General features: G+C 69.0%; 14 protein-coding genes and 1 pseudogene. 6 read left to right on the forward strand and 9 right to left on the reverse strand.

The window, feature by feature from the left end; genetic code table 11:
- Positions 1 to 353: 353 nt before the first annotated feature.
- Positions 354 to 1,292 (reverse strand): YcxB family protein, encoded by a 939-nt coding sequence (locus OG956_RS35565; protein WP_330342140.1) that lies wholly within the window; start codon positions 1,290 to 1,292, stop codon positions 354 to 356.
- Positions 1,293 to 1,530: 238 nt separating this feature from the next.
- Here OG956_RS35565 and OG956_RS35570 point away from each other — a divergent pair, with 238 nt between their 5' ends.
- Positions 1,531 to 1,914 carry a nuclear transport factor 2 family protein gene (locus OG956_RS35570; protein ID WP_330342141.1) on the forward strand — a complete coding sequence of 128 codons (384 nt, stop codon included), beginning with the start codon at positions 1,531 to 1,533 and terminating at the stop codon, positions 1,912 to 1,914.
- A gap of 79 nt (positions 1,915 to 1,993) precedes the next feature.
- Here the strand turns inward: OG956_RS35570 and OG956_RS35575 are convergent, their stop codons facing one another.
- The 4 genes from OG956_RS35575 to OG956_RS35590 all read right to left on the reverse strand — a co-directional run bounded on the left by OG956_RS35575 (position 1,994) and on the right by OG956_RS35590 (position 5,951).
- Positions 1,994 to 2,557 (reverse strand): cysteine hydrolase family protein, encoded by a 564-nt coding sequence (locus OG956_RS35575; RefSeq protein WP_330342142.1) that lies wholly within the window; start codon positions 2,555 to 2,557, stop codon positions 1,994 to 1,996.
- A gap of 190 nt (positions 2,558 to 2,747) precedes the next feature.
- Positions 2,748 to 3,704, reverse strand: a complete 957-nt coding sequence (locus OG956_RS35580) for a Vgb family protein (protein ID WP_330343037.1) — start codon at positions 3,702 to 3,704, stop codon at positions 2,748 to 2,750.
- Positions 3,705 to 4,134: 430 nt separating this feature from the next.
- On the reverse strand, positions 4,135 to 5,238 hold the full coding sequence (locus OG956_RS35585) for a glycoside hydrolase family 19 protein (protein WP_330343038.1): 1,104 nt from the start codon (positions 5,236 to 5,238) through the stop codon (positions 4,135 to 4,137).
- Between the two features lie 269 nt (positions 5,239 to 5,507).
- Positions 5,508 to 5,951, reverse strand: coding sequence for a septal ring lytic transglycosylase RlpA family protein (locus tag OG956_RS35590; protein WP_330342143.1), 444 nt, complete (start codon positions 5,949 to 5,951; stop codon positions 5,508 to 5,510).
- 371 nt (positions 5,952 to 6,322) lie between these two features.
- Between OG956_RS35590 and OG956_RS35595 the strand changes: the two genes are divergently transcribed.
- The 3 genes and pseudogenes from OG956_RS35595 to OG956_RS35605 form a co-directional block, all read left to right on the forward strand.
- A complete protein-coding gene (locus OG956_RS35595; protein WP_330342144.1) occupies positions 6,323 to 7,681 on the forward strand; it encodes a beta-1,3-glucanase family protein in 1,359 nt (452 codons plus the stop codon).
- Between the two features lie 348 nt (positions 7,682 to 8,029).
- Positions 8,030 to 8,257 (forward strand): DUF5133 domain-containing protein, encoded by a 228-nt coding sequence (locus tag OG956_RS35600; RefSeq protein ID WP_330342145.1) that lies wholly within the window; start codon positions 8,030 to 8,032, stop codon positions 8,255 to 8,257.
- 210 nt (positions 8,258 to 8,467) lie between these two features.
- Positions 8,468 to 8,902: pseudogene (locus tag OG956_RS35605) on the forward strand (LysR family transcriptional regulator); the annotation flags it as partial.
- A 100-nt stretch (positions 8,903 to 9,002) separates the two neighbouring features.
- On the opposite strand, the gene OG956_RS35610 reads toward OG956_RS35605, so the two are convergent.
- A complete protein-coding gene (locus OG956_RS35610; RefSeq protein WP_330342146.1) occupies positions 9,003 to 9,518 on the reverse strand; it encodes a hypothetical protein in 516 nt (171 codons plus the stop codon).
- Between the two features lie 288 nt (positions 9,519 to 9,806).
- A complete protein-coding gene (locus tag OG956_RS35615; protein WP_330342147.1) occupies positions 9,807 to 11,216 on the reverse strand; it encodes a carboxypeptidase regulatory-like domain-containing protein in 1,410 nt (469 codons plus the stop codon).
- Between the two features lie 254 nt (positions 11,217 to 11,470).
- Here OG956_RS35615 and OG956_RS35620 point away from each other — a divergent pair, with 254 nt between their 5' ends.
- Together OG956_RS35620 and OG956_RS35625 are read left to right on the forward strand one after the other, a co-directional pair.
- A complete protein-coding gene (locus OG956_RS35620) occupies positions 11,471 to 12,040 on the forward strand; it encodes a TetR/AcrR family transcriptional regulator (RefSeq protein WP_330342148.1) in 570 nt (189 codons plus the stop codon).
- A 398-nt stretch (positions 12,041 to 12,438) separates the two neighbouring features.
- On the forward strand, positions 12,439 to 14,430 hold the full coding sequence (locus OG956_RS35625) for a SpoIIE family protein phosphatase (protein WP_330342149.1): 1,992 nt from the start codon (positions 12,439 to 12,441) through the stop codon (positions 14,428 to 14,430).
- 188 nt (positions 14,431 to 14,618) lie between these two features.
- On the opposite strand, the gene OG956_RS35630 is transcribed toward OG956_RS35625, so the two are convergent.
- Entirely contained in the window at positions 14,619 to 14,918 is a 300-nt protein-coding gene (locus OG956_RS35630) for a hypothetical protein (protein WP_330342150.1), read from the reverse strand.
- A 266-nt stretch (positions 14,919 to 15,184) separates the two neighbouring features.
- Complete coding sequence (locus tag OG956_RS35635; RefSeq protein WP_330342151.1) at positions 15,185 to 16,468, reverse strand: SGNH/GDSL hydrolase family protein; 1,284 nt, start codon at positions 16,466 to 16,468, stop codon at positions 15,185 to 15,187.
- Positions 16,469 to 16,471 lie beyond the last annotated feature (3 nt).

Here is a 16,471-nt window from a genome sequence, read left to right on the forward strand (position 1 = left end):
ACGCCGGTCCCGCCGCAACCGAATTCATGTGATGCGGTGGCACGCGAATGAACCCGGCCGGTTTCTTGTTGCTGGTCTGGCCGAGCCGATGTCCGGGCTGCTGCCGTGTTGCGCCCCGAAGCTGATCTCCGTGCGAAGTTCTTCCAACGCCTCGCGGGCCATAGCCGGGTCGGCGTGCAGGTCGGGGCGGGCATTGGACGCGCAGGTCGGCGGGCATGTCAGCGGGCATTGGAGGGGCCTGGCCGCCTGCCTTTGCGGTCGGCGACACGGTTCCTGCCTCCCTGCTGACTGCGCGGTCTCTGCTGCCCGCCGCCGAGAGATGATCTCCGGGGCGCGCGGAGACCGCGGCCTGCTCAGAAGTCGTAGCAGACGTAGGTGCCCTCGGGCTGGCGGGCGATCCGTTCCGAGCCCCAGCAGTGGAGCATCGGCCCGACGCGGTACAGGACGGCGCCACCGGCCAGCAGGGCAAGGATGGCGAGCACGGCGGTCACGATCCGCATGACGGTCATCCGCCGCACGAGCCACCAGGCCCCGGCGACCGCAAGCGCGCCCAGCCCCAGCATGACGGCTGATACCGGGGCGGTGTTGTTCTGGATCCCGGGAAAGCGGTCCGGGTGTGTGGCGCGGTGGACGGCGGCGAAGGCGAAGAAGAACAACAGCAGCCCCAGCAGCAACAGCCCGGCGGAGCCGACCCCGCGGCCGACGGCCCGGCCCCGGCTCCGCGGACTTCCGGGCGCGTCGGCGGTATTCGCGCGCACGAGCCGCCGGTCGAGGACCGCCCGCAGCCGGGCCACACCCTCCGGGTCGGCCACGGCCCGCTTGGGCAGGACGACGAAGCCGACGGCGGACTTGTCGGCGCTGAGCAGCACGAACAACTCTGGCGTCTCGACATAGCGCGAGTAGAGATGCCAGTCGAGGCTGACCGAACTGTGCGCGGTGGTGAGCCGGACCCCGGTGTCGTCGACCGTCCCGCAGACGTCTCCCTGTCGTTCGGCGAGCCGGTGGAGGCGGCGCGCCTGCAACCACGGCGCCGTAGCCATGAAGGCGACGAAGAACACCAGTCCCGCATACAGCGGCCACTGTGTGTGTGGGCGGCCTGAGCCGGCTGCCGACAACAGGGCGCCGACGATCGTGACGCCCACCGTCCAGACCAGCATCACGCGCTGAAAGCGTCCCGCGCCGGTGCTCCTGGTGCGTGCTCGCAGCGCGGACGCCAGTTCGCCGACGGTCGGCCGGTAGGCCAGCTCCACCGGTCTCTCGGCGACCGCGTCCGTTTCCCGGCCCTCGGCCATGTCCCCTCCCCGGTTCGATGATCAACCGGATCGTAGGCCCTTCTCAGCCACTTCGGCGACCTGGCGCGGCAGCACGTGACCCACGTGAAGCCTCTGATGCGAGCGGGCGACATGTTGGCAGAGCACTTCTAAGGGCTTCGTGCGCCTGCCCGGCCTCGTGGCTCTTACCCACTGGCGAAGCCCCGGTGGGTAAGAGCAACGCCGGGCTCAGCCCCAGGCCTTGCCGGCCCGTTCCTTGATGGTGCGGTTGATCCGGTTGAAGAAGTTGGTCAGCGCGCGACGCGAGGTGGTGCAAGCCTTCCTGGCTGCGGCCCGCGACGGCCGGTTCGATCAGTTGCTGCAGGTTCTCCACCCCGAAGTGAAGTTCACCGTTCACGCCGCGAACGGTAGCTTCGTCACGCTTGGGGCCACCGAAGTCGCCACCCGCGCCCGAGTGGCCGGCAGCGCCGCACGAGGACATGCTGCGTTCGTCAACGGCCGCCCCGGCGTCATCTCCTGGAGCGCAGACGGCACCCCGCTTTCCCTCCTCGTCTTCACCGTCGCCGAGGGTCACATCACCGAGATCACCGCCGTGGTCGACCCGGCCGAACTCGCGCTCATGGACCTGCCGGACCCAGTGTGACTTTTCTACCGGCGAAGCCCTCACGTACGGGAAGTGGTGCTGAGTTCCTGAATGTCTTCTCGCTCGGGACGTCCGCCCGTTATTGCGGTGCGATGGCTTTGATCCAGTCCTCGACGGCGACCACGTCTGCCCACTGCGGGAACAGCTTTTCGGTGAGCATCCGGTGCACCTCCGGGTCGGTGTCGAGGCAGGCATCCGCCAGGACGGTGAGGCCGAAGTCCAGGTCGATGGCGTGCCACAGGGTGGACAGCACTACAGCGCTGGTGGCGATGCCGGTGAGAACAAGGCTGTCGATACCGCGAGCCCTGAGCACCAGGTCGAGGTCGCTGCCCGAGAACGCGCTCCCCCGCCTCTTCGTGACCACGACGTCGCCCTGCTGGGGAGCGACGTCGTCATGGATCGCGGTGCCAGGAGCCCCCTCGGTGAACAGGCCGGCCCGCACGGCGTTTGTCATCACCTTGTTGCGGGGGCTGACTTCTGGGTCGCCCGGCCGTAGCTCGAGCACCACGTAGATCACGGTGATACCTGCAGCCCGGGCACCGTCGATCGCCCTGCGCAAGCGCTGCAGATATCCGGAACCGTCATCGGCGATGGCCACGACGTCCCGTTGGACGTCCATCACCAGAAGTGCGCTGTTCGCCATGCTCGCCGTCCCTTCTCCGTGGGGAAACAGGAGCAAGTCTGGTGGCTCTACCGTGTTGCCGTGGAGGTTTCGGCGATCTTCGCAGCGTCACGCCGGAGTGCCCCTACGACCGCTGTCGTTTCTCGTCGGCCCTGTCTCGCCCCGTGATCACCAAGTGCTGTCCAAACCCGGTGACAAGCGGTGTCGCCCGTCAGTTACGAAGCCGGTCGGGGTCCGACACCGTGACCCGTGATGGTGTGTGCCGGGGGAGTCCGGTCATGTGGCGCTGGCCGCGGGGGGCTACGCGGGCGAGTGCGCCGATCTCCAACGCGGTCCACAGGGCGCCGTCGGGGCCGAGGGCGATGCCGTGAGGTTCGCAGTGGGGGGTGGGCAGGTCGTGGGCGGTGAAGGAGCCGTCGGGGGTGACCGTGCCGACACGGTTGCCGGCCCATTCGGTGAACCAGGGGGTCCCGTGTCCGTCGACGGTGACGGCGTGCGGCCGTGCGGTGCGGTCCGGCAGCGGGAACTCGGTGATCCGTCCGTCAGGAGTGATCCGTCCGATCTGGCCGGCGGCGATCTCGACGAACCACACCGCGTTGTCGGGCCCTGCGGCGATCCCGACCGGCCCCGCCGCCTGCGTCGGCAGATGATGCAGGGTGACCGCTCCGTCCATGCCGATCCTGCCGATGGCGTTCGCCTGGTTGAGGGTGAACCACATCCCGCCGTCGTCACCGGCGGTGATCGCTGAGGGGAACGCGCCGGTGACCGGGAGCGGGAACTCGGTGATGCGGCCATCGACCGTGATGCGGCCAATGCGGTCCGCCGCGGTCTCGGTGAACCACAGCGCGCCGTCGGGACCCGACGCGATGCCGAACGGTCCGCAGCCGGGGGTGGGCACGCGGAACTCGTCGATGACGCCGTGGGTGGTGATCCGCCCGATCCGGTCGGCCCGGTACTCGGTGAACCACAGGGCGCCGTCGGGGCCGGGAGTGATGACGCTCGGTCCGCAAGTGGGGTCGAGCAGGTGGCTCGTCGGCTCCTCGCCGGGCACGAGCCGACCGATCCGGCCGCTGTGGACGAGGGTGAACCACAGCGCGCCGTCCGATCCCGTCGCGAGGGCGTAGGGTCCGGCTGCGCTGTCGGACACCGTGTGCTCCTCGATGGACACCTGGGTCAAAACGGCTCCCAAATCGTGTTCGGTGGCGAGGCCGACGGGCCGGTCCCACCACACGGCGTGCTGCAGTCGCTCGATGCCGACGTCGTCGCAGCGTGCCGAATCGGGCTGACCTGGTTCCCGCCGACGATCGTACGGCGGGACATCGGCGGTGACCACGGCGCCGGCCGCGGTGAGGGCGCCGGCGCCTGCTTCGGCGCGGATGCCGGGCACGACCGCCACCTCGCGAACCAATGAGACGTCATTGCCGATGACCGTGTCACCGCCGCTGAGCATGGAGGAGAAGATGTCCCGGGTTTCCTCGGCACAGCGGCTGCCGAACATGCTGAACGGGAGCATGGACACGCCCATCCTCGCCTCGGCGTGGTGTATCTGGCCCACCTGACCCGGATGTCCCGCGTCCCGCCGCCGGAGAGGGGTCCGGTCAGCAGTAAAGGTTGCCGCCGGGGCTGACGCCGAGAATCGACGCGAACCGCTGATAGGCGTCCACGCGGCTCTGCACCTGGGCGGGGTTCTTGCCGTCACACTCCAGGGAACCGTTGATGGAGCGGATGGTCTGCCCGAAGCCGGCCTGGTTCACCATGGCGTTGTGCGGGGTCATGCTGCCGGGGCCGGACTGGGTGTTCCAGTACCACAGGCCGGTCTTCCAGGCGACGGAGGCGTCGTTCTGCACCAGCCAGGGGTTGTCGAGGAGGTCGATTCCCAGGGCGTCGCCGGCGGCCTTGTAGTTGAAGTTCCAGCTGAGCTGGAGGGGGCCACGGCCGTAGTACGCGGCTTGGCCGGCCGGGCAGCCGTACGACTGGCTCCAGTCGCAGTATGTGGGGTAGTTGGCGGTGTTCTGCTCGACCACGTACACCAACCCGCCTGTCTCGTGGCTGACATTGGCGAGGAAGGCAGCGGCCTCCTGCTTCTTCACGGTGTCGCTTCCGGTGTTGGCGAAGGCCGGATAGGCACCGAGGGCCTGGACGAGGCCGCTGTAGGTGTAGAAGCTGTTCCGGTTCGGGAACATCTGGTTGAACTGGGCCTCGGAGACGACGAATCCGGACGAGGTGCTGCTGCCGCTGCTCGCCGGAGCGTTCCACTTCTGGTTCGCTGCGCCGGTGCAGCTCCAGATCTGCAGACGTGTGCCGTTGGCGCTGCTGTTGTCCCGCACGTCGAGGCACTTGTTCGCGGCCGGGTTGACGATGTCATGAGCCGATGTGACCACCCACTGCTGGTTGGGCCCTCCCGAACAGTCCCACAGCTGGACGGCCGCGCCGTCGGCCGTGCCGCGGTCGACGACGTCCAGACACTTGCCGAGGGCCCGAAGAGTTCCGTCACCAGGGTTGGACCACTGCTGGGCAGCGGTGCCGTTGCAGTCGTAGAGCTGCACCGCTGTGCCGTTCGCGCTGCCGGCGCCGGCCACGTCGATGCACTTCCCGGCGAGTCCGGTGATCTGGCCGTCGGCAGCGTGGGCCGGCGCGGGGGTGAAGAGTGCGGCGAGCACGGCGGCGACGGCGGCCCCGGCCGCGACTCGGCCGAAGCCCATGCGTCTGGGGAAGTGCCGTATGACGTGGGGGGTGGACATACGAAGATCGCTCCTGGTCGTGTCGTCTGGGTGACGGGTGACGGGTGACGGGTGACGGGTGACGGGTGACGGGTGACGGGTGACGGGTGACGGGTGACGGGTGACGGGTGACGGGGGGGACGGGCTAGAGGGGTGATGGGCGACGCGTGCCGGTGAGGGCTGACGGTCGTATGGCGTGGACGCACGAGATCGAGCGCGACTGCCTTGGCGACGTGTCGTGAACGGCGTCCTCAGCCCAGGACTTGCTGGGTGACGACGATGTGACCGGCGTCAGGGTCAAGGCTTCCGCCGAGCCGGGCGAAGGCTCCGTCGGTCAGGTCGAGGCACTTGGGTTCCTGAGGCGTCTGGACAAAGGTGCCCCGGTCGTTGATGCGTACGGTCAGCGACCTGCCGTTCGCGACGTTGGTGACCTGGACACGGGTGCCGAACGGCAGCTGCGGCTGGCGGCTGAGAGAAGTCGCGGCGGTGTCCGCGTTGTTGTCGAAGAGTTCCCCGTCGGCGGTGAGGGCGCCCGGTGGCTGGGGGCCGTAGTGCGTGGCCCAGCACTGATCGGCTGCCTTCTGAGGGGCGGCCAGTGCGGTGGAGGCCGGCGGAAGACAGGCCGAGAGCGCGAGCGCGGCCACGACGAGGCTGCGCCGTAACGCGGTGTGAGGTATGGGGGAGTGTCCGGCCATGGGGGACGATCACAGCCTTTCGGAAACAAGGAGGCACAAGGACGACGCACGAGCCCAACTGGCTTTAGGGCTGGTTGCGTTCGTGAAACCCGTCGGCCGGAACCTAGAAGGTCTGTACCAGACAGGTCAAGTGATGAACGATGAGGAGGGCTTGGGATCGGCCAACTGAACGGCTCCCGAAGAGGCCGGGCGGTTCTGGACGCGGCTCCGTCGTCCAAGACGCAGGTGCACCGTTTTGTGCCGGTGAACTCCACTGGTTTCGCGTTCAGTTGTTGACGCCATGCAGAGGCGGGAGTACAAACCCCGAGAGCGCTCTCACACCTGCTGTTCCTCCAACCCCCCGCACGCCCACCCGGCATCCGGAGACTCCTATGCAGACCTCCGCAAGTGCGCTCTCCCGCAGACCAGCCACCGATGTGGCCCGCTCCCGCACGGCTCTAGCCCTGGTGATCGCCGTGCTCGCAGCCTGCTTCCTCGCCTTGGCGCCCTCGCCCGCACGGGCGGCCGACCAACTGCTCTCCCAGGGGCGGCCCGCCACCGCGTCCTCCACCGAGAACGCGTCCTTCCCCGCCGCCGCAGCGGTTGACGGCAACCCCGGCACCCGCTGGTCCTCGGCCTTCGCCGATCCCCAATGGCTGCAGGTGGACCTGGGCTCCGTCCAGCAGATCACCCGGGTCACCCTCACCTGGGAGGCCGCCTACGCCAAGGCCTACCAGATACAGACCTCCACCGACGGGGCCAACTGGACGACCGTCTACTCCACCACCAACGCCACGGGCGGCACCCAGAATCCGACCGTCACCGGCAGTGGCCGATACGTGCGCCTCTACGGGACCGCCCGGGCCACTCAATACGGCTATTCCCTCTGGGAGTTCCAGATCTACGGTCCCGGCGGCGGTACCACTCCGCCCGACGACTTCTGGGGCAGCACCAGCGACATCCCGCCCGCGCAGAACGCCGTAGAGGTGAAGATCCTCAACCGCACCAACGGCAAGTACCCCGACAGCCAGGTCTACTGGAGCTTCAACGGCCAGACGCACTCCATCGCCGAACAGCCCTACCTCGACATGCCGGCGAACTCCGCAGGCCGCATGTACTTCTACCTGGGCTCGCCCAACAGCCCTTACTACGACTTCATCGAGTTCACGGTCGGCAACAACGTCTTCAACGGCAACACCACACGCGTCGACGCCTTCGGTCTCAAACTCGCGATGCGGCTGCACACCAAGGACGGCTACGACGTCGAGGTCGGCGAGAACCGGCAGACCTTCGCCGAGGACCGCGCCACCACCTTCCAGCGCTTCATCGACGCGGTCCCGACCCCGTTCAAGGTACTGGCCCAGACCCAGGCCCCGTACCGCATCATCGCCCCCGGCAGCGACCCGAGCTTCCGCGCGGGCGGGGCCAACGCCAACTACTTCACCTCCTATGCCCAGTCCGTCGGCGTGAACGCGGCCACCTCCGACATCTTCGGCTGCGCCGCCTCCCTGGCCGGTAACCCGGACATGTGTGCGGCCCTCAACCGTCACGTGGCCACGCTGCCGGCCTCTCAGCAGGCCGACCCGAGTCAGTACTACAAAGCCGCCCCGGCGAACTACTACGCCAAGTTCTGGCACGACAACGCCATCAACAACCTCGCCTACGGCTTCCCCTACGACGACGTGGCGGGGCAGTCCTCCTTCATCTCCCACAGCAATCCGCAGTGGCTGCTGGTCGCCGTCGGCTGGTAACCACCCACGCGTGAAGAGTCGTTGAGCGCGGCTGACCGCGGCTGAGGGGCCGGGTGACGATCGAACGCGATCACCGGCCTCTCACCGTGGCCGGCGCGGGTGCGGTGGCGCGGCAGCTGGACGAGAAGCAGTGCGGCTTGGACGACGGCCCGTGCGTTCGAGAGCGCTGATATCAGCGCGTTGCGCTCCGTGGCCGCAACAGGCCGCCGGAGCCATCTCCGTCCACCGGCCGGGCCGGCCTGTCGGTCCTGGCCGCCTTCCTGGGAAGCCGGGGGAATGACGGCCAAGGCGCGGGGCACACGGGTCCGTGTACAGGTCATGTTGATTACGGGACCAGGGAGACTTGCGATGCTCATGGCACACCCCGCGGTACTGACGAACCTCATCGAGCAGTACGAGACCCTGCGGATCCTGCATGCCGAGAACGGCAGCCCCGAGGTGCGCCAGCGCATGGACGACATCGCCTACACACTGTGCGTGTCGACCGGCACCCGGGACATTGATGCAGCGCTCATCGCCGCCCGCCACCGGTTGCCCGGCGCCCGCCCGCAGGACGATTCCCTTCTCACCGCCTGATCCTTCCTGGCGTCCCACCTGCCGGCCTCATGTATGCGGCTGCCGTTCCCACTACCGTCATCTGCGACGCGTCGAGGATGTGCGGCCCTCGACCCCGACGCAGCACATCGTGAAGACGGCCCTGTCCGGACGGGGCGAGCGAAGAAGAGATCACGGGGCGGCTGCCCGATCAGCAGCCGCCCCGTTTCTGCTCACTTCCCGCCTTCGCGGGATCAGGTCCCCGAACTCGACTACTACCGGGCCGAGGTGCTCCAGGAGCAGATCCTGGCCGAGTCGTCCGTGCCCTACTCGATCGTCCGCGCGACGCAGTTCATGGAGTTCATGGACGCCGCCATGTCCTGGACCTCCGACGGCGACACCGTCCGGCTGCCCGCCACGCCGATTCAGCCGATCGCCGCCAAGGACGTGACGGCGGAGGTGGCGGCCGTCGCCGTCGGAGCCCCGCTGAACGGCGTCCGCAACATCGGTGGCCCCGACGTCTTCACCCTGGACGAGCTCGGCCGGCTCACGCTGGCCCGGAAGGGCGACAGTCGTACCGTCGTCACCGACCCCACCGCGGGTATGTTCGCGGCGGTCAAGGGCGACGTCCTCACCGACAGGAACGCCCACCTCGCCCCCACGCACTACACCGACTGGCTCTCCTGACCCCTTGCCAGGGCCGTCCGATCCCGGACGTCACACATGCCGGCGAAACACCGGACGCGGCGGCCGGGTGCAGGGACCTGCCACCGAAGTCTGCCTCCGGTCATCCATGCGCCCGCAGGCCCGGTGGGAGGGTCTCCCCGTCGGGGACCGGTTCCGCCCGGCTCCCGGCGGTGTCGCCGGCGGCGGTGTACGCGGGCGGCCACGGCAGCAGGGCGATCAGGGAGTGTGCCCGATGGATGAGGAAGGCGGCGAGCGGCAGTTCGGTGGCCAGGGCCAGGCCTCCCGCCATCCAGACGTCCTGGGTGCCGGCGTCGAGCGAGATGTCGAACCAGGTGTCGCAGATCAGCAGCACCGCGGTGGCGTGCGCGTACAGGATGACCGCACGGCTGCGGCGCCAGGCCAGCCACGCCGTGGACGCCAGTGCGATGATGAGCAGCACGTCGAATCCGACCCAGGCCAGGCGCCATTCGTGCACGTGGTGGGACGACGGCAGGGTCAGACCCAGCATCACGGTCCACGGTATGAGACACGCGGCGCAGGCGGCGAGGAGCTCGGCGATGCGCTTCCTGCGGCGGTCCGGCGGGAGGCCTCGGCGGCCGGCGTGTTCCTTGGTCATTTGCGATCCGTCCTCGCGCACTTCCTCCGTCACCGGCGGGTTTCCCGGGTTCCACGTGGTCACAGCCACGGACGGTGTTCCCGATATTCCCGCCACGTGCCACCGAACGTCTCGGAAGCCGAGCGATGCCGGTTTTGCCCCGCTATGGTGGTGGTCCGAACGTCTTCAGCTGCTCCGCGATCCACGGGTAGAAGCGGTCCGGTCGTGCGGGTGACCGTCCCGGACGTGTCCGCGGTGCCCCGGCGTCGTTCTCACCGGCGAGGGTCCGTCTTCGTCACGTGGGTGGCCTCAAGATCCGTTTCTGGCCTGCCCGAGACCAAGGCGCTGAGCCGTCACGGGAGTTGACGCCCCGGCGCGCGGGTCGTGCAGTGTGAAGTCGGCCCGGACGGCCACCCCGGACTGCAACAGCTTCTGGTGGACCAGGGGCTGCCGGCCCGGGTATGAGACCACCACGCTGATGTATCCCTCGGGCAGACCGGTCACGGCGTACTCGCCCCGCGCGTTCGTCGCGGTCCGCACCAGCTGCCGGCCGCCGGTGTCCATGACGGTCACTGCGGCCCGATGGACGGGCTGCTGCTCGCCGTCCCTGACGGTGCCCTCCAGCATCGGCAACAACTCGCCGAAGTGGTGCGGGTGGACCGGCAGGGCGGTGGGTGCGGGCGCCTCCACCGAGGGGTCCTCCACCGGCGGTTCCGGAACGTCCTCCTGCTCGTGCTCGGCTCCCCGGCGCACGGCCGTGCGGTGGTGCCGCCACGCGTCCAGGCCCAGCAGCGCCGTGCCCGCCATGATCCACGCGCACAGCACGAGGACCGGCTTCAGCACCCCCGCACCATTGAAGTACAGGACTCCCCTCAGGCCGTCGACCGCGTTGCCCAGCGGCATGACGGCGTGCAGGTCCTGGAAGAACCGCGGCAGCAACTGGACGGGGACCAGGCCGCTGGAGGGAACGCTCAGTACGACGTACAGACCCAGACCCACCAGCGGGAAGAAGTGCTTGACGAAGGGCGCCATACCGAGGGAGAACGTGGCTACCGCCGTGGTGAGCAGGAAGGCGATCGCCAAGGCCGCGGGGGAGTCGGGGAAGAAGCCCAGTCCCACGCCGACGTAGAAACCCACGACGCTGAACAGGGCGGCCACGCCGGCGATCGTCATCACTTTCCTGCGCCGGTCGAAGGTCACCGCCCGCAGCAAGGTCGTCGCGAGTATGTAGCCCGGAACGTTCCAGGCGATCCCGAAGTACACCGGTGTCGTGCCGAGCCCGTCCTTGCTCACCGTGGGCGCCACATCCGTGACCGTGAGCCGCTGGTGACTGTGCGCCGCAAGCTGGGTGAAGCCCCGGGTCAACGCCTGCTCGAGGGACGCTCCGTCGGCCTTGGCCACGTACAGCACGGCATGTCTGCCCTGGGCGGCGAAACCTGCCACGGCGTCCCGGTCCAGCACCGCCCGGCGGGCCGCTCGGGCGTCTGCCACGGCGGTGACGTCGAATCCGCCAGGATGCTGCCGCTGGAGTGCGCTGTCGACCTTCCGTTCCACTGCGAGATCGGCCACCACGAGCTTCGCGTGGTGGGGCTGAGGCTGGTGAAAGGCCATGGGGAAGGAGAACAGGAGGCCGAGGAAGAGCACCGCCGGGATCGTGAGGGTCTCCGCCAGGACTCTGGCCCGGGAGGTGCCTCGGGGACGCTCGATGCGGTGTTTCACAGGACCATCCCTCGCAGGCCGAGGCGAGCCACGTCGAAGAGCCCGTGGGGCACGCAGCGGACCGGGTGCTCCCCGCTGCCCGGGCCGCCTCTCCTGGGCCGCCAGTTCTGCCCTGCTCGCGGTCCAACCAGTTTCACGGCGCCCCTCTCGGCTGTGCCGCGCCCGGCCCTCGCCATGGCGCCACTCAATTAATGTACCGATCGGCACATCTACGTCTGGTGGACCATACGCGTACCGGTCGGTACAGTCAAAGGGTGCCTCGCCCCGTCAATGCCGAAAAGCGCGCCGAACTGCTGAAGCAGGTGGTGCACCACCTCCAGCACCACGGCGTGGCGCAGATGTCGCTGAGTCCGCTCGCCGAGTCGATCGGCACCACCAAGCGCATGCTTCTGTACTACTTCGGCAGCCGCGAGAACCTGCTGGCCCAGGCGCTGGCCGCCTGCCGTCCCGACGCCCACGCGATGTTCGACGATGTCCGCGACGTCGCGGGACTGCGCAAGGCGGCCGAAACCCTGTGGGAGGCGATGACCGTCGGGGAGCAGTCCGGACCGATCCGCATGCTGCTGCAGCTGCTCAGCCTGGCCGCCACCGATCCCGAGCAGTACGGCGACATCGCGGCCGAGACCGTCGAGGTCATGATCGCCCCCATCGCCGCCGCCTACGTACGCCTGGGTCACTCGCCAGAGCAGGCGCGGGCAGGGGCCACGCTCCTCGTCTCCGGCCTGCGCGGTCTGTGCCAGGACCGCTTGGTGACCCATGACGTCGCCCGCACCGATGCGGCCGCCGGCCGACTCATCAGGGATGCGGTCGCGGCGGCCGACTGACGGGGCCGAGCCGGCTCACGAGCTCGGCCGAGCGGTGGCCCGCTCTCGCGTGGGCCATGCCCAGCCGGTCGCCGGCCGCCGGGCTGCCGTAGCAGACGGGCGACCGTACATGAGGGAGGGCGGCGATCAGGCCGCGGCTACTGCGGCGAAGCTCGGCAGCAGGTGAATCACGAGTGCGCACGCCACAACACTGGAGTGCGCATCTGCGAGCGTGCCGGGCCCGCCACTGTGCCGGGCGCCGGTGCCGCCGGGCGCCGTCGGTGATCTCCGCGTCTGCAGTATGGCCTGCTGACGTGGAGGGGCCGGTGCATGCGCGGCATAGTTGCAGTATGTCCACTGATGGTCCCGCGAGATCGTCAGCCGAAGACCGGGCTGTGCCCTCGGGTGACGTCCTGGCAGTGCTCAGTGCCGACATGGCGGTGTCGGTGTGGGCCGGGGCCGCAGAACGCCTATGGGGTTATTCGGCTGACGAAGTACTCCACCGTCCTGTCGAGGGGCTGCTGGTTTCCGGAAGCCCGGATACTCCCCTTGTCTCTGCCGACGGCCCTTGGTCAGGGCGGGTGCGGATCCGCCGCCGTGACGGCCGCGAGGCAACCGCGGATCTGCGGCTTACTCCTCTGGACCCGGACGCCGGTGGGAGTTGGCTCCTGTGGGGGCCGAACACCTTCGGCCGGCCGGGCCTGGAGCCGGCGGCTGTGGAGCCGCTGTTCCACCGCTCGCCGATCGGTCTGGCCATCTGGGACCGGGAGTTGCGATGCGTCTGGTTCAACGACAGCGTTCACAATCAGGACCTCTACGGCTCCGAGCCGGAGTTGGGCGGCCATGTCACCGACGTGGTCCGCAGCCGTCAACCGGAGTTTCTCCAATACGCCATGGAGATCGTGCTGTCCACCGGTGTGCCGGTCCTCGGGCATGAACTGCGGCCGACCGAGGCGCGGGCGAACGACGGTCCCTACAGTGTCGCCCTGATCCGTCTCGATGGACCGGACGGCCGGCCCCTCGGCGTGTGTTCCATGGCCGTACAGGCCGGCATGGGCCAGAAGTGCGGACGACTCGGCTTGCTCAACGAAGCGAGAAGCCGCATCGGGACGGATCTGGACCCGTTGGTCACCAGCCAGAGGCTGGCGGAGACGGCGGTACCGAATCTCGCCGACTACGTCACCATCGACCTCGTCGAAGCGGCCTCACCGGACAAGGAGCCGTTGAGACGCCTCAAGCCCACCGACACCAGCATCCCCGGCTTCTACCGTGCCGGTGCCGCTTCCATCCACGAGGATCTCCGCGAGTCCCTGTGGGCGCGCGGAACGCCGGTCTACGTCCCGCAGGCATCCCCTTTCACCGCCGTACTCACAAGTCGTAGATCCCACTTCGAACCCGTTCTCGACACCTCGCCCGGTAGCTGGCTCGCCGGCGATCCGGACCGGGCCCGGGTCATACGTCAGACCGGGATGCATTCCCTCATGATCGTGCCCCTCCAGGCGCGCGGTGCGGTGCTCGGCATCGCCGTCTTCGTGCGCAGCCGGAACCCGGTCCCGTTCAGCAGGACGGACCTCACTCTTGCCGAGGAGCTCTCGGCCCGGGCCGCGCTGATCATCGACAACGCCCTGCGGTACACACGGGAGCGGACGGCCGCGCTGGCGATACAACGCGACCTGATGCCTCACCACTTGTCAGGCGGCGACACAGTCGAGGTGGCCACCCGCTATGTGCCGGCGGACACGGACAGGTGCGTCGGCGGCGACTGGTTCGACGTCATCCAACTGTCCCGTTCCCGCGTCGCCCTGGTCGTCGGAGACGTCGTCGGGCACGGTGTCAACGCAGCCCTGACCATGGGACGCCTGCGCGCCACAGTCCGTGCGCTCAGCAAACTGGAAGTACCGCCCGACGAACTTCTGCGGCTCATGGATGAACTCGCCATGGACATCGCCCGTGACTGTTCCGACGAAGGCGAAGGCGCTTCCGCAGAACCGGTCATCGGGGCCACCTGCCTCTACGGTGTGTACGACCCCGGAACCCGGCGATGCACCTTTTCCAGTGCCGGCCACCCACCGCCCCTCATCGTCTCCCCGGCCGGATCGGCCGACTTCGCCGAGGTACCTCCGGGCGCGCCCATCGGGGTGGGACTGGGGTCCTTCGAATCGGCCGAGGTGGAGGTCGCGGACGACAGCGTGATGGCGCTGTACAGCGACGGGCTGATCGAGATGGACCGCGACGTCGACCGCGGGCTGCAAGAGCTCCGCACCGCTCTCGGCACCCCCGCTGCCAGTCTGGACGACCTCTGCGCATCGGTCGTCGACACCCTGGCCCCTGACAGACCGGTCGACGACGACATCACCCTGCTCCTTGCCCGCACCCGCCCGGCCGCGGCACAGCTGACCGTTCCAGAATGACGAGCTCGGGGCGTCCCTGCCTGGATCACGGGCTCGAGATCACGGGGCATACGGGCAGGCACACCCGTCCTGCGCACAGCTACCGGACCACTACTGCCCGCATACGATCTGAGCTGGGATCGCGCACATTTTCCGGTCTCCCATCCACGCCCCGCCGGTATACCTGACGCGCAACCGGCCCGGATCCGTCACACTGCGTCGAAGTCCGACCGGGGCCTGACCTCCACGATGAAGTCCGCATCCGTCATGTCGCCCTCTTCGTCATGCCAGAGGAAGACCCGCACGTGCATCGCGTGGTGGAGGCCGGTCATCTCCCACTCGGTCATCAGGTCGGCGACGATGCGGCCGATGGCGTGCTTTGCGCCCTCGGCGGTGTCGGGCGCGGTGATCGCACCGTGCCACCGGTCCGGGTCACTGCCGTAGGGGCGCCAGCCTTCGGAGCCGTGCGGTTCGAACACCCGGTACACCCAGTCCGTGGTGGTGTTCATAACACCGATCCTGCCACGCAAGGAGCCTCATGTGCCGCATCGGATCGACGCCGGCCGAGCCGGGCGCCTGGAGGGGCCGATCACGCACGGGCGGTTCACCGAAGCCGGCCTGGGCGAGGAGGACCGGTGCTCGGAGTGGGGCGGGGCCATCGGGCGTCGTCTGTTCCCGCTCGGCGAGTGTGTGACCGCATCAGCGTGCGCGTCGGCGTCGCCCCTGGCCCGGTCAGGACCGACGGACAGCCGTGCGTCGGTCCCGCCGGGTGGCGTCAGCTGCGCAGGAGCCGTAGGTCGATCGCGTCGGCCATGGCCTTCATGCCCTGGTCGTCGGGGTGGATGTGGTCGCCCGAGTCGTAGGCCGGGTTGAGGGCGGCCGGGTTCGCCGGGTCACGCATGGTCCGGTCGAAGTCGATGACGCCGTCGAAGGCACCGCTGGTGCGGATCCACTGGTTGACGCCCTGGCGGATCGCCTCCGCGGCCGGCGTGTAGTACCCGTTGCCCTGGTCGGGCATCAGGGTGGCGCCGATGACGTGGACGTGCGCGGCATGCGCCTCGTCGATCAGGGTGCGGTAGCCGTCGACGAGGTCCTGGGCGGTCAGCGGGCCGCCGTCGGGGCCGGCGTTGTTGCCGATGTCGTTGATGCCTTCGAAGAGGATCACGTTCTTGACGCCTGGCTGGCCGAGGGCGTCGTGCCCGAACCGCTTGAGGGCGCTGACGCCCTGCCACAGGTTCGGTACGTCGGTGAGGACCCGGTTGCCGCCGATGCCGGCGTCGACGACGCTGAGCCGCTGCGGCCCCGGTCCGGCGCCGAGCCGGCGGCCGAGGAAGTCGGGCCACCGGCTGTAGGTGCCGGTCGAGGAGTGGTACCCGTCGGTGATGGAGTCACCGAAGGCCACGACGGTGCCCCGCGCCGTCGGCGACGCGACGTCCAGCCCTGCCAGGTAGTACCAGGAGGTCGTGGTGGTGCCGAAGGCGGCGGCACTGTCGTCACCGGCGTGGTTCCCGGAGGCGATGTAGGTGGTGTCGAACGCGTCGGAGTGCCAGGTCGACGTTCCCGTCGTACCCGGCACGTAGAGGCTGACGAGCAGGTTCTCCCCGGCGCTGACGGTGATCGGGACGACGTCGCTGACCGCCTCCTCGCCGGCGGGGATCGTGAGGTGGCGGAGTCCGCCGAAGGTGATGTTGCGTGTGGTGCCGCGCGTGGCCTCTCCGCCGCTCGCCTGGACGGCCACGTCCACGGCGCTGACCTCGAGCGGGGTGGTGCTGTACCGGTTGGACAGGGTGATGCGGGCGCCCGAACCCGAGACGCTGCTGTGCGCCACCATGCGGATGGTCTGGTCGGTGAAGGACGGGCCGCCGGTCGTCATGCTGGGCGACCAGGCACTGACCCGGGTGCCCTTGCTCTGTGACGAGGGCGTGGCGGCGCTTGCCGCATGCGCGGTGCTCAGCGGAACCGCCGTCAGGACCAAGCCGGTCAGCGCGCCGAACACGGACAGCAGGGCGCTGCGACGCGGCCGGCGGCCCGTCGTCGTGCTTCTCTCTTGCGGGGACATCGG

Origin of the sequence: Streptomyces sp. NBC_00557 (genome assembly GCF_036345995.1) — a bacterium.
Classification (GTDB): domain Bacteria; phylum Actinomycetota; class Actinomycetes; order Streptomycetales; family Streptomycetaceae; genus Streptomyces.

Coding starts and splice junctions, on each gene's coding strand:
- OG956_RS35575 (WP_330342142.1), bottom strand. CDS start 2,557: ATGGCGAACAGCGCACTTCTGGTGATGGACGTCCAACGGGACGTCGTG.
- OG956_RS35635 (WP_330342151.1), bottom strand. CDS start 16,468: ATGTCCCCGCAAGAGAGAAGCACGACGACGGGCCGCCGGCCGCGTCGC.
- OG956_RS35590 (WP_330342143.1), bottom strand. CDS start 5,951: ATGGCCGGACACTCCCCCATACCTCACACCGCGTTACGGCGCAGCCTC.
- OG956_RS35630 (WP_330342150.1), bottom strand. CDS start 14,918: ATGAACACCACCACGGACTGGGTGTACCGGGTGTTCGAACCGCACGGC.
- OG956_RS35595 (WP_330342144.1), top strand. CDS start 6,323: ATGCAGACCTCCGCAAGTGCGCTCTCCCGCAGACCAGCCACCGATGTG.
- OG956_RS35610 (WP_330342146.1), bottom strand. CDS start 9,518: ATGACCAAGGAACACGCCGGCCGCCGAGGCCTCCCGCCGGACCGCCGC.
- OG956_RS35600 (WP_330342145.1), top strand. CDS start 8,030: ATGCTCATGGCACACCCCGCGGTACTGACGAACCTCATCGAGCAGTAC.
- OG956_RS35570 (WP_330342141.1), top strand. CDS start 1,531: ATGGTGCGGTTGATCCGGTTGAAGAAGTTGGTCAGCGCGCGACGCGAG.
- OG956_RS35565 (WP_330342140.1), bottom strand. CDS start 1,292: ATGGCCGAGGGCCGGGAAACGGACGCGGTCGCCGAGAGACCGGTGGAG.
- OG956_RS35585 (WP_330343038.1), bottom strand. CDS start 5,238: ATGGGCTTCGGCCGAGTCGCGGCCGGGGCCGCCGTCGCCGCCGTGCTC.